The sequence below is a fragment of the Patiriisocius sp. Uisw_047 genome, assembly GCF_047730165.1.
In the GTDB taxonomy this organism is placed as follows: domain Bacteria; phylum Bacteroidota; class Bacteroidia; order Flavobacteriales; family Flavobacteriaceae; genus Patiriisocius.
The window spans coordinates 1,556,770-1,570,043 of sequence record NZ_CP159834.1 but is presented as its reverse complement, the minus strand read 5'-3'; the positions used below and the strand labels follow the sequence as shown (position 1 = coordinate 1,570,043).

The following is a 13,274-nucleotide window of genomic DNA, read 5'->3' as shown; positions in this document are numbered from 1 at the left end:
TTCACAAATATAAGGCTTGCCACTTAATAATAAAATAAAAACAAGCTCCAAGTGAGTAAAATCAACTTATTTTGCAAAAAATTGAATCTGTGAATTTCCTTTCTGTAGAAAACATAGCCAAATCATATGGCGAACGCATCCTTTTTAACGGGATCTCCTTTGGTATTAATGAAGGTCAAAAAATAGGCTTTGTAGCAAAAAATGGTACGGGTAAAACCTCGCTTTTAAACATCCTTTCTGGCGCAGACAGCCCAGATGAGGGTAATGTAGTGTTTAGGAAAAACCTGACTGTTGCTTTCTTATCGCAAGAACCTAACTTGAATCCTGCATTAACAATAGAGCAAACGATACTTGATGCAGACAACCCCATCCTAGGAGTTATTGCGCGCTACGAGAAGGCCATATTGCATCCAGATGACACTGATGCTTACCAAGCAGCTTTTGACGCGATGGACGCCAATAATGCGTGGGATTTTGAAACAAAATACAAACAAATTCTATCGAAGCTAAAATTAGATGATCTATCTCAAAAAATCTCCAATTTAAGTGGAGGTCAGAAAAAACGGATCGCTTTAGCAAATGCTTTATTAACAAAGCCAGATTTACTGGTAATGGATGAACCAACCAACCATCTTGATCTGGAGATGATAGAATGGTTAGAAGAGTTATTTGCAAAAGAAAACTTCACCCTCTTTATGGTGACGCACGATCGGTATTTCTTAGAACGTGTCTGTAATGAGATTGTAGAGCTAGATGAAGGAAAACTCTACAGCTACAAAGGAAACTACAGCTATTACTTAGAAAAAAGAGAATCTCGAATAGAGGCAGAAACTACAGAAACTGGCAAGGCAAAGCAGCTGTACAAAAAAGAATTAGACTGGATGCGCCGTCAGCCTAAAGCACGTACTACTAAAAGTAAATCACGAATTGATGATTTTGGGGAGATCAAGGCCAGAGCGCATCAACGTCGCAATGACAACACTATGGAACTAGAACTCAATATGGAGCGTCTAGGAACCAAGGTTGTTGAGCTACATAAGATTTCAAAATCTTTTGGAGATATTGAATTATTCACGCAGTTTGAATACAACTTTATAAAAGGGGAGCGTGTAGGTATCATTGGTAAAAATGGCACAGGGAAATCTACTTTCTTGAATATAATGACCGGTAAATTGCAACCAGACGGTGGTAAAGTAGTGATTGGTGATACGGTGAAATTTGGATATTATACTCAAAAAGGTATCGAAATCAAACAAGGTCAAAAAGTAATTGATGTGGTACGAGAGTACGGTGATTTTATCCCCTTAAAAAAAGGCAGGATGATCTCTGCAAGTCAATTACTTGAACGGTTTATGTTTGAAGGAAAAAAGCAATATGATTTTGTAGATAAGCTAAGTGGTGGAGAACGCAAGAGACTTTACTTATGCACAGTGTTGATTCAAAATCCTAATTTCTTGATCCTGGATGAACCTACTAATGACCTAGACATTGTAACTTTAAATGTGTTAGAAAGCTTCTTGTTAGATTTCCCTGGCTGCTTGATTGTGGTGTCTCACGACCGTTATTTTATGGACAAGATCGTAGATCACTTATTTGTCTTTAAAGGCCAAGGTGAGATTCAAGACTTTCCAGGCAACTACAGCGACTTCAGAACCTATGAGGACAGTCAACCCTCAGAAAAAGCCTTAGAAGCACCTTCAGAGAACAAGAAAAACTGGAAGAATCAAGGGGAAAAAGCAAAACTCTCCTACAAGGACCAAAAAGAATACAATCGCTTAGAAAAAGACATCCCAAAACTAGAACGTGAAAAAGAAGCACTCCAGGCCAAATTTGCTACAGAAAATTGGGTGGGCGATGAGATTAATAAGCAGTCTATAAAGCTCCAAGAAATAATAGATAAGCTGGAAGACAAAGAAATGCGCTGGTTTGAGTTGTCTGAGAAGATTGAAGCGTAGGTAATTCTTTTACTTCGGAAATATGCTAGCATTTAATACCAGCCTATTACAAGAACTCTCAAAATTCCGTATATTTACTATACATAAACACGCAACGCATGGCTACAAAGAAGATCGCAGTATTCCCAGGCTCATTCGACCCTATTACCTTAGGGCACGTAGACATCATAAAAAGAGCATTGCCGCTATTTGATGAGATCATTGTAGCCATAGGTACAAATGCATCAAAAAAAAGTATGTGGACCTTAGAAGAAAGAAAGGAAAAGCTTTCTAAGGCTTTTAGTGACCAAGCAAAAGTTTCGGTTGCTGACTACTCGGGGCTAACCGCTAATTTCTGCAAGAAGAGCAAAGCACAATACATTTTAAGAGGACTTCGCAATACTACAGACTTTGCGTACGAGCAAACTATTGCTCAAGCCAATGAGAAAGTAAATGGCGTAGATAGCGTATTCTTAATTTGCAGTCCAGAATTTTCTCATATTTCTTCCTCCATCGTAAGAGACATTGCGCGTCACGATGGGGATTACTCCTCACTAACTCCTTAAAGACTTACTATTTGACCATAAGAAAGCTCCTCCAGCTTCCTGAAAGATGTTTTAATAAGCTTCTAAAACAGACTATAAAATAACGTATTCATAGAACTGTAGTCCAGAATTTCGCCATATTGCTTACTCCATCGTCAGAGACATTGCGCGTCACGAAGGGGATTACTCCTCACTCATTCCTTAAGAACCTACTATTTTCCCATAAAAAAACTCCCCCAGTTTCCTGAAGGAGTTTTTAATAAGCTTGTAAAACAGACTATAAAGCCGTAATATGACTAGCCATGTTTGATTTAAGATTAGCTGCCTTATTCGAATGAATAATATTTTTCTTAGCTAACTTATCAATCACACCGTATACAGAAGAAAGCATTTTTTCAGCTTCTTTCTTGTCCGTTAGATCTTGAAAACGCTTCATCATGTTACGCGCAGTTTTATGCTGGTAACGGTTACGAAGTCTTTTCGTTTCACTGTTTCTAATTCTCTTTAATGCTGACTTATGATTTGCCATTCTATTTTTGTTTTACTTTTGTAGTCCGTAGGGGAATCGAACCCCTGTTACATGGATGAAAACCATGCGTCCTAACCCCTAGACGAACGGACCATTTGTTTATTTGCGGTGGCAAAGATACAACTTATCTTCAATGATGCAAATGCTAGTTAAAGTTTTTTTGTTTTTTTTAATAAGCCTTCGCAAAAAGCACACGCCTCACACTCGGATTCCCAGTAACCATACACCTTCCCGAAGCATTGTTGTCATCAAGAGGAATACATCTTATGGTCGCTTTTGTTTCTTTTTTAATCTTCTCCTCTGTTTCACTAGTACCATCCCAATGCGCCGAAAAGAAACCACCTTTCTCCTCTAAAAGCTTTTTAAATTCTTCATAGGTCTCAACCTCAGTCGTGTGTGTCGTTCTATGATCGATTGCCTTGGCAAATAAGTTGTTTTGAATCTCGTCCATCAAACCAACTACACGATCGATGATCACCTCTTTAGACATCACTTCTTTTGTTAAAGTATCTCTTCTTGCTACTTCAAAAGTTCCATTTTCTAAATCTTTAGGACCAATTGCAACTCGTACAGGAACGCCTTTTAGTTCGTACTCATTAAATTTCCAACCCGGCTTGTACGTGTCTCTATTATCAAATTTTACCCGTATTCCTTTAGATCGCAATTCAGCCATCAATTTATTTGCCACCTCACTTACTGCATCAAACTGCTCGTCGTTTCTATATATAGGGACAATTACTACTTGATATGGCGCTAGCTTAGGAGGCAACACCAATCCTTTATCATCACTATGTGTCATCACAAGCGCTCCCATCAATCGTGTAGACACTCCCCAAGATGTTGCCCAGACGTATTCTTGTTTTCCTTCTTTAGTCGCAAACTTTACATCAAAAGCTTTCGCAAAATTCTGACCTAAAAAATGAGATGTACCCGCCTGTAAGGCTTTTCCATCTTGCATCAATGCTTCTATACAATATGTCTCTAAAGCTCCTGCAAATCGCTCGCTTTCGGTCTTTATACCCTTCACAACTGGTACAGCCATATAATCTTCAACAAATTCTGCATACACGTTCATCATTTGCTCTGCCTCTGCTACTGCTTCATTTTTAGTAGCGTGTGCAGTATGGCCTTCTTGCCATAAAAACTCTGCGGTACGCAAAAATAAACGCGTTCGCATTTCCCATCGCACCACATTTGCCCATTGATTAATCAACAATGGTAAATCACGGTACGACTGCACCCATTTTCTGTATGTGTCCCAAATAATAGTTTCACTAGTTGGACGAACGATAAGTTCTTCTTCGAGTTTTGCATCTTCGTCAACCACAATGCTCCCATCCTCCGCAGTTTTTAATCTGTAATGAGTAACTACAGCACATTCTTTTGCAAAACCATCCACATGACTCGCTTCCTTGCTGAAATATGACTTCGGAATAAAGAGTGGAAAATACGCGTTTTGGTGACCCGTTTCCTTAAACATTTTATCCAGCTGCGCCTGCATTGCTTCCCAGATAGCATATCCATATGGCTTAATTACCATACAGCCTCTCACCCCAGAATTTTCAGCGAGATCTGCCTTGATAACCAGCTCGTTGTACCATTTTGAATAATCTTCTTCTCTTGTCGTTAAATTCTTACCCATAGTCAGTATATTGGCACAAATGTTGTGATTAAGTTAAATGTACATAGTTCTCGGCAAAACTACCTATTTTTATACTGCCGAACAATTAAATAAACAAAGTTATGAAACCATTATACTCGCTCTTACAGAACAATTTAAAAGGCCTCGCAGCGCTCTTAACTATTTTACTTTTAGCTTCTTGTGGAACCTACAACAACACTACAAGAATGGAAGATGGCATTTACGGCAGCGATACTTCAACAGAAGAAGAAGAGGTAGTCGTTTCTGAAAATAAAAACAGTTACTACCAACAATATTTTAAAACAAAGGCTCAAAATATTGAAGCACTCGCGAAAGAAGAAGAAGAAGAAGACGTTGTTTTTACAGATGTAGAAGCATACTCTTCCTATGAAACATTAGATGAGGACGGATATGTGGTTTCGCAAGAGTATGACGAAGGCTATGGAGCTTGGGGAGAGAACGATACAGAAGCTACTATAAATGTATATAACAACGGCTGGGGAAATTATAACTATTGGAATTACGGATATTATAATTACTGGGGCTACAACAATTACTTCTTTAGACCAGGCTGGGCTATAGGTTTTGGATATGGCGTATGGAGTCCTTTTTATGGTGGTTATTATGGTTATGGCTACAATCCATTCTGGGGCTACGGTGGTTATTATGGGAATCCATATTGCTACAACAACCCATATGGCAATGGAGGTTTCGGTAATGGGTATGCGTACCAAGGCGTAAGAGATAATTATAGTGGGCGTTCTAACTATGATTATGCTTCAAGAAGGAATACAGGAAATTTAGGCAGAACTCAAGGGCGTTCAAATAATAGAAATACGCTGTCTAACAGACGTGACAACGCGACGCGTAACTCAAGGTCAACAAGAATGTCAACAGAGCGACCAAATAGCACTAGAACGAGACTGAACACGTCAAGAATGAAACCCTCCAGCACGCGTCCTTCAAGCACTAGACCAAGCACTTCAAAACCTTCTGTAAGATCTAAGCCTTCAAGCACAAGACCAACGACGCGACCTTCACGCCCAAGCAGCAGCTCTAAAAGTGGCGGAGTCTCAAGATCGAGTAGCAGCAGTAGAAGCTCTTCTGGAAGATCTGGCGGCACTTCAAAACGAGGTGGCGGACAATAATAATTAAGCAAGATAATATGAAAAAGAATATATTAATACTCACGACACTTCTAGTCGTGGGTTTATCTAATGCCCAAAACGTACAAGATGTAGTAAGATCAAGCACCGATGAACCTATTGGCACTGCGAGATATCTCGCTATGAGCGGTGCCTTCACAGCTCTTGGCGGTGATTTAACTTCTGTAGGAATCAATCCGGCAAGTAGCGCCGTTTTTTTATCTGGCAGTGGCTCGGTTACGCTAGGCATTTTAGATAAATCAAATGATACTTTCTACGGAAATACGCTAGCTCGAGGCATTGAAACAGACGCCGCACTTAATCAAGCAGGTGGTGTTTTTGTTTTTAATCACCAAGACGAAAACTCACCTTGGAAAAAATTTACTATTGGCCTCAATTTTGACAATACAAATAATTATGACAATTTTCTAACAGCTAATGGATTAAGCAACACATCTATTTCAAACTTTTTCTTAAACGCAGCACAAGGAATTCCGCTCGAATTATTGCAGCTACAGGGCGTTGAGACCATTACAGAATTATATTCGTTCTTAGGAGAAACTGAAGGTGTTGCTGCCCAAAATGCATTTCTAGGGTTTCAAGGGTTTTTAATTGACCCAGTTGAGGATGTCCCTTCTAACACCTCTTATCTCAATGCGGTAAATGGAAGTAGTTTTGATCAAGAGTATACACAACAAACTTCTGGCTATAGCGGCAAGTATACCCTAAATATAGGAGCGCAATATACAGAAAATCTATATTTTGGCATCAACCTAAACTCTCATACGATTGAATATCGCGAACGAAAAACGTTTCAAGAAAATAACAATGAGACAAACGCAACTGTAGATTTTGTTTTATTTGAGGAAAATTTAATTTCGCTGGGAAGTGGCTTTTCTGCTCAACTAGGAGCTATCGCCAAAATCAAAAACAATATGAGAATAGGTATTAGCTATGAAACTCCAACTTGGTATGAGATATCTGAAGAAACAACACAATTTCTTGGTACTGTTTCAGATCTTGAAGATCGTGACTTACGACTAGACCCTGGAGTTGTAAATGTTTTTCAAACACATCAATTAAAAACTCCCGGAAAGTTACAAGTGGGAGCTGCTTATGTTTTTGGTAAAAAGGGTCTGATCAGTTTTGACTATGCTGTGAAAGATTATTCAAATATTTCTTTAGAGATTCTTAATAATAAAACACCATTTCAAACGCTTAATTCTGAAATATCAAATAACTTGACCACCGCGGCTACTTATAAGTTAGGGGGAGAATATCGCTATAACAACATGAGATTTAGAGCTGGGACTCGTTTTGAAGAAAGCCCATATAAGGATAAAACGGAACTTGATGACCTTAGTGGTTTTTCATTAGGTTTTGGTTATAACTTCGGAAACTACACTTTCGATATCGGTTATTCTTTTGCAGAGCAATCGAACTCTCAAGTAGTTTATAATGGCCTAGCAAACGATATAGCCACTGAGCGCATAGAGAACAATATCCTGTTCACTGTAGGATTCAATCTCTAACATAAAACTTTGTCACATCATAAAGCCGTCCCCACTTTAAAGCGGGAACGGCTTTTCTTCTTTATAAGAAGACTCATCTCTTTAAAGTAAAGTGACTTCTGAATTCTTTTCTTGTATCGTCTTCGGTATATTCTATTAAGAACCAGTAATCACTTGATGGCATTGCCGCACCATTATAGGTCCCATCCCACCCTAGATCATTTAAAGGACTTAATTGCTTCAAAAGTTTTCCAAACCTATCAAAGATGTAAATATTTGCCGTAAGATCAAAACTCGCAATAGATTCTATGTTCCAAGTATCATTAAAGCCATCTCCGTTAGGTGTCATAAAGCGATCGTAATCAATCACTCCAAACTTAAAGGTTGCTTCTCCACAACCATTCACATCCCTAATAGTAATCATTTGTGAACCTGCTACTACATTCTCAAAGATAGCACTCTCTTGGAATGGGCCATCTCCTATACTGTATTCATAGGTCCCTATTCCTTCGGTGACAACCTCTACCGTATTGCTTCCGGAGAACGCTCCGTCAACTAAGCGTGCGCTAAAGTTGATAGGAGGTGCAGATAAGGTTACTGTAGTCATTGCCGTTGCACTGCACCCTGTTGCAATCTCTGTGGCAGTTACTTGATATACTCCTCCAGCCACGGCTGTAATAGTGTTTCCTATCTCCCCTTCAAGTACAGCTCCATCTAAAGTCCATTCAAAGACATATAAGTTTTCATCGAGATCGATCCCAAAAGTTGGTGGACTTTCCTCTCCTGAGTCTTCTTGTATAGGGTTTCCATTCTCATCTACACACAGTCTAAATGTTTCTGGCAGCTCAAAGAAAGGCAACTGTTCTACATTTAAGATTACAACTACCGTTTCGCTGCATTCAGATAATGCGTTGGTAAGGGTTGCGTAAATCTCTTGTGGGTTAATGATGTTTGTATAACTTGTTTTTGGTGTTATTGGGTCTATACCCTCTAACGCGTTCTCGAGCGTTTCGTAATAAAGCACTCCGTAGATAGTAGGATCTTGAACACCTAGTATTTCATCATCTAATGTTGATAAATCAAAAACTGTAAAACCATCATTAGCTCCTTCTGTATCACAAAGTGTGTATGGCTCTGCAGGCGTAGTTGCTGTTGCCCCATCTCTCGTTTCAAGTTCGAAGAATTGAACACCTCCTATATAACATCCTGTTTCTAGGTTTGTGATTCCTGTGTAAATCAACAACGGCATTCCCGGTATTATTGTCGCAGGATACATATTTGCAGGCGTGATAGGATTGACCATCATCTCTGCATCTAATGCAGTTTCATAATAACTCACCTCGAAGTCCGCAGGATCTTGGTCTGGACCTAATGCTTCATCTTTCTTTAAAGTTAGATCAAATTCTGCAACGCCATCATTGGGCGTTTCACAAACAACTAAACTAGTTAAAACAGCAGTGTCATCTGGTAATGGGTTGACTATTAATTGAACGGCTACAATTTCAAAACAACCCGTATCATTATTAGTAACCAAAACAAAAATGGATGCTGGATTTGTAGGATTGATATACATAGTAGGATCTGGAATCCCATTCATCATATCAAACGCGTCTTCGTAGGTCTCAAAATACTGTACATCCCAAGGAGCGCCTCCTATAATAAGTGCTTCTGCCTCTGTGAGATCAAATATTTCTTCTTCATCGCCTGAGTTAGTGTCATCACAAAGCTCTAGCGTTACATCTGTAATTGGATCTGGGTTGGGTGCTACTCGTAATTCTAAAATGGTAAACCCTACACAACCTGAATTTGTATCTAATACTCGAACAAATATATTTTGAGGATTAATGGCATTCCCCATATCATCCACATTCATATGCTCGTTTGCTGGTGAGATTGGGTCTTCATTTGCTTGCGATCCTTCTGGAGTTAAGAAATACTGGACACTTAATCCTGCAACGCCATTCGCGATAAGATCATCGTAGATCGTGAGGTCAAAGATGGTAATCCCATCATTCTCTTGTCCTAGATCATCACAAACGGTAATAGGATCTAGATCAATAATTTCTGGACCATCAACTACTTGCAACATAAAACTCCCAGTAGCACTACAGAAATTATCTGCATCGTTATTGTCTAATCGATACCAGATAGTCTGTGGATTTGAGGTATTTTCATACATCGTTGGACTTGCAATAATAGGAGCACCATCTAGCGCATCCATTTCTGCTAAATGATACGTCAAGGTAAAGTCATCTGGATCTTGATCTCCGTAAATAGTTATATTCTGCTGGGTTAAATCGAAAATAGAAAAACCATCCATATCTTCATCATCGCAGGCAATTAAATCGTCTAAAGACAAAGGAACAACTGGACTGTCAATCACAATAAGATCAAGATTTACAATCGAATAACACCCATTACCCATGTTTACTGGATTGTACACAGCACGCACAAATATCGTTTGCATAAATTGGATTATATTACTGTAGTCCATTGTAACGTCTAAGGCATTCGTACTATTCTCTGCATCTATCACGGTTTCATGATAGCTTAGAATCACATTAGGCTCATTATTAATAATCTCATCTTCCCTATCTGTCAACGTGAAAAAGGCATACCCGTCGTTATTATCATCACAAACCACTAATGGGTCTGGTGTCGCCGGCGAAGGTGCATTCTCTACTCTTATTTCAAGAGTGAAAGAAGTCTCTATACAACTTGTAGTTAAATCTTCTGCTCTAATAAAAACATCTTGAGGATTACTAATCTGGTTCTCAAAAGCAGTAGGGTCTGCAATAACATTTGCGTTAGCATCTGCATCGATTTGAGTCTCAAAGAAAGTAATCAAAATATTAGTATCTCCTCCTGTAATTTGAGCAATGACCTGAGTCAAATCAAAAGACTCTATACCATCTGGTGGTGTGCTAGTCTCACATAAGATAAGTGGGTCTGGCGCAGTAATTGCTGGCATCAAGTTTACCTGAAGCTCTAAAGTAGTTTGTGAAGAACACCCATTAGTTGTATCTGTTACCACAATGTAAATAATCTGCGGACTCCCAAGTGATGGTTGGTTAGGATACACCATTTCGTTTACAATAGGGTTCGTACCACTATCAGCATTTGGCTGTGTTTCAAAATACTCCACAACATAAGGACCGCCCGTTAAACCCGCTAGTATTTGTGACGCTGCAGAAGTTAAATCAAAAATCTCAATGCCGTCTCCATCATCATCACACAAAAGTATTGGGTCTGGGGCATTAATTACCGGACTGTCTCCTACTATTAACTCAAACGCCACCGTATCATAACAACCCGTAGCTAAATCTGAGATTCTAGCAAAAACAATTTGACTAAAAGGAACAATGTTTAAATAAGGAGAATCTAAAGCATTTGTATTTGCATTTGCCCCCCCTTGTGTTTCGTGATAGGTTACTACTAAGTTTCCAGAAGGGTCACCACAACGTATTTGATCATCTGCATCTGTAAGTGTAAACTCTCCAATTCCATCATTATCTGTATCGCAATACACTAAAGGATCCGGTTCGCAAATGGCTGGTAACGGGACTAAGATAAGTTCCATAATTTCAACACCATAACATCCTGTGATATCATCTTCAATACGCACCCATACGGTCTCGGCACCCATACTCTGATAAGGAAGGGTTAATGGATTTGTCGCATTTTCTGCATCCATCATATTTCCGAAGTACGCAACACTGAGGCCGATTGCTTCGTCAACAATCTGCTCGTTACTTTCATTTAAATCAAAAAACTCGATGCCATCACTTTCAAAATCACATTGTTCAAAAGGAAGTGGAACATCGTACTCAGGTACTACCCCTAGGATAAGGATAAATGACCCTATGGTCTGACAACCCAAATTATTTTCTACAACTACAAAAATTTCATTACTACCACTTGTGTAAGTCGTCGGATTTGGTATTGAGTTCATACCTGTCTCAGCATCTGCAAGGGTGTCGTAATATGTAGTAAATACATCTACTAATCCGTTTTCTATCTCATCATCTTTTAAAGTAAGATCGAAAGTCTCTACAAAATCTTCGTCATTATCACATTGGAAAAAATCTGTAATAGGATCTGCGATCTCTGGAGCGAAATCTACAATCAAATCAAGTTCTACTATATCATAACATCCCGTCACCGAATATTCAAGCCGTGCAAAAATAGTCTGAAAATTTATGTCAGCATTCATATAATTCGCGGGACTAGCAATGGGAAACATAAGATCTATAGCGGTTTGCTCTGATAGAAAATAGGTGACAGAAGTGTTTAATTCGCCATTGGTAATTTCTACATCTTTATTTGTTAGATTAAAAATAGCAAAGCCATCATTAGGAAACAGGTCACAGGCCCTTAAAGGTGTAGGCTGCGTTGCGGTAGGCAATGGTTGAAACGTTACTTCAATTTCATCTTCTACAAAACAAATTCCTCTAAAGGCTTCTACCTTATAAGTCCCAGAATTAAAGACAGTGACAAAGGGACCGGTTTCTCCAAAAATTAGGCTTCCATTAAAAAACCACTCATAGGTAAACTCTGGACCAAAATCATCCCCAATTATTACAATATCATTATCACAGGGAAAAATATCTGGCCCAAGATTAGGCCCTTGTAATGAGAGATCTACTACTATCTCAAACTCATTATTATCCTCATTTGTCTCATCTACTGTGCTATTCCCAATACCATCATCATCCACAACCGCTGTCAAGGTAAACACAACAGGTGTAGATCCTGGCGCAAAATTAAAGGTAACTGAACCCATTTCTGAGCCACCAATTGGAATTTCGGTGGCAGTGACTATTTGTCCAAAGAGCACTCCATCTAGGTAGAATGCAATAGGTGTTCCTGCTGGAAGTACATCTGTGGAATTAACATTAAAAACGGTGTAGGCAATTTCGAGATCGTTGTTATCACAGAGTACCCCAACATTGTCTATGACAATAGTTGCGTCTGGATTTTCAGAATTTACAACCGTGACAATATTATTAATTAAAACTAAATCTTGCGTTGACGTTAAGTCAATTTGAATCTGGGTATCGCCAGACATCAAGATATCTTCTAAGGAGTAAAAATCCAAATCCATGTTCCACAATTCTGAAGAACCAGTAAAACTATTTGTACTGTTAAAGCAATTGTTTGCAGGGTTTAATGGTGGGCTTGAAATAGGAGTTCCCTCGACAACCAAGGTTTCACCCATGGCTGCATTTAAATCTCCTTCCCAAGCTAAGAATCCGATTTTTGAAAGCATATTTGATGCCACTTCAATATTATCAATGGTAATGCTTAAAGTTGTATTTACCTGATTTACACTCACAAGACCGTCGTAGAGGTTTACTTGGTTTTGTGTAAGTGACGTATCTTCATAAATTATAGTAACCGCCCAGCCTGCAAAATTAGTCCTGTTTCCACAATAATCTTGAAGAATAGCATCGGGAATCGTTAAATCAGAAAATGTATAAACACCATTCCCAACAAGTGAAACCAGTGTTGTAATATTTGCATAGCCAGCGAAAAATTCTAAATTTTGACCTCCTGGATCAAAAATAGTACTAAACATTCTTGTTGCTGAAATGCTAGCTCCATTTAAAGTTACATCAAAATCTCCGGGACCAGAACCAGCCCAATATAGATGCGCCGAAACCAAAGTTTCACCTGCCGCTAATGTAAAATTAGCACTACTGGAATCTAGTATTGCGCAAAATGTTTGATCTGCATTATTTTCTGCTTGATTTAATGTATTACCAAAAGCGAGGTAATCATATTGTCCATTAAATTGTTCAAATAAAGTGACCTGTTGGGCAAACAGCACCCCTGTAAAAAGGACACATAAAAGTGTAATTATTTTTTTCATAGCAAACTGAATTAGCAAAATTCAATCTATAAAAATAAGGATTATTTTTATAAATATTTAATTAAAAAAAAACCCTTTTGAAAAATCAAAAGGGTT

General features: G+C 38.7%; 7 protein-coding genes and 1 tRNA gene. 4 read left to right on the top strand and 4 right to left on the bottom strand.

Features of this window, described 5'->3' with window-relative positions:
* Window positions 1–89 precede the first annotated feature (89 nt).
* Both ABXT71_RS07010 and coaD read left to right on the top strand, forming a co-directional pair.
* A complete protein-coding gene (locus tag ABXT71_RS07010) occupies window positions 90–1,955 on the top strand; it encodes an ABC-F family ATP-binding cassette domain-containing protein (RefSeq protein WP_415373079.1) in 1,866 nt (621 codons plus the stop codon).
* A 98-nt stretch (window positions 1,956–2,053) separates the two neighbouring features.
* Window positions 2,054–2,500, top strand: a complete 447-nt coding sequence (coaD, locus tag ABXT71_RS07005) for a pantetheine-phosphate adenylyltransferase (protein ID WP_415370625.1) — start codon at window positions 2,054–2,056, stop codon at window positions 2,498–2,500.
* 256 nt (window positions 2,501–2,756) lie between these two features.
* Here the strand turns inward: coaD and rpsT are convergent, their stop codons facing one another.
* From rpsT to proS, 3 genes are all read right to left on the bottom strand, one after another.
* Entirely contained in the window at window positions 2,757–3,008 is a 252-nt protein-coding gene (rpsT, locus tag ABXT71_RS07000) for a 30S ribosomal protein S20 (protein WP_415370624.1), read from the bottom strand.
* Window positions 3,009–3,029: 21 nt separating this feature from the next.
* Window positions 3,030–3,101, bottom strand: a tRNA-Glu gene (locus ABXT71_RS06995).
* Window positions 3,102–3,177: 76 nt separating this feature from the next.
* Complete coding sequence (proS, locus tag ABXT71_RS06990) at window positions 3,178–4,650, bottom strand: proline--tRNA ligase (protein WP_415370623.1); 1,473 nt, start codon at window positions 4,648–4,650, stop codon at window positions 3,178–3,180.
* A 101-nt stretch (window positions 4,651–4,751) separates the two neighbouring features.
* Here proS and ABXT71_RS06985 point away from each other — a divergent pair, with 101 nt between their 5' ends.
* Together ABXT71_RS06985 and ABXT71_RS06980 are read left to right on the top strand one after the other, a co-directional pair.
* Entirely contained in the window at window positions 4,752–5,798 is a 1,047-nt protein-coding gene (locus ABXT71_RS06985) for a hypothetical protein (RefSeq protein WP_415370622.1), read from the top strand.
* A gap of 17 nt (window positions 5,799–5,815) precedes the next feature.
* The gene (locus tag ABXT71_RS06980; protein WP_415370621.1) at window positions 5,816–7,327 is read left to right on the top strand and encodes an OmpP1/FadL family transporter; all 1,512 of its coding nucleotides are present in this window, start codon (window positions 5,816–5,818) and stop codon (window positions 7,325–7,327) included.
* Between the two features lie 73 nt (window positions 7,328–7,400).
* Here the strand turns inward: ABXT71_RS06980 and ABXT71_RS06975 are convergent, their stop codons facing one another.
* Complete coding sequence (locus ABXT71_RS06975; RefSeq protein ID WP_415370620.1) at window positions 7,401–13,178, bottom strand: T9SS type B sorting domain-containing protein; 5,778 nt, start codon at window positions 13,176–13,178, stop codon at window positions 7,401–7,403.
* Window positions 13,179–13,274: the final 96 nt, after the last annotated feature.

Bases quoted from the DNA above. Each gene is read 5' to 3' on its own strand.
- rpsT (WP_415370624.1), bottom strand. From the start codon at position 3,008: ATGGCAAATCATAAGTCAGCATTAAAGAGAATTAGAAACAGTGAAACG.
- proS (WP_415370623.1), bottom strand. From the start codon at position 4,650: ATGGGTAAGAATTTAACGACAAGAGAAGAAGATTATTCAAAATGGTAC.
- ABXT71_RS06980 (WP_415370621.1), top strand. From the start codon at position 5,816: ATGAAAAAGAATATATTAATACTCACGACACTTCTAGTCGTGGGTTTA.
- ABXT71_RS06985 (WP_415370622.1), top strand. From the start codon at position 4,752: ATGAAACCATTATACTCGCTCTTACAGAACAATTTAAAAGGCCTCGCA.
- coaD (WP_415370625.1), top strand. From the start codon at position 2,054: ATGGCTACAAAGAAGATCGCAGTATTCCCAGGCTCATTCGACCCTATT.
- ABXT71_RS06975 (WP_415370620.1), bottom strand. From the start codon at position 13,178: ATGAAAAAAATAATTACACTTTTATGTGTCCTTTTTACAGGGGTGCTG.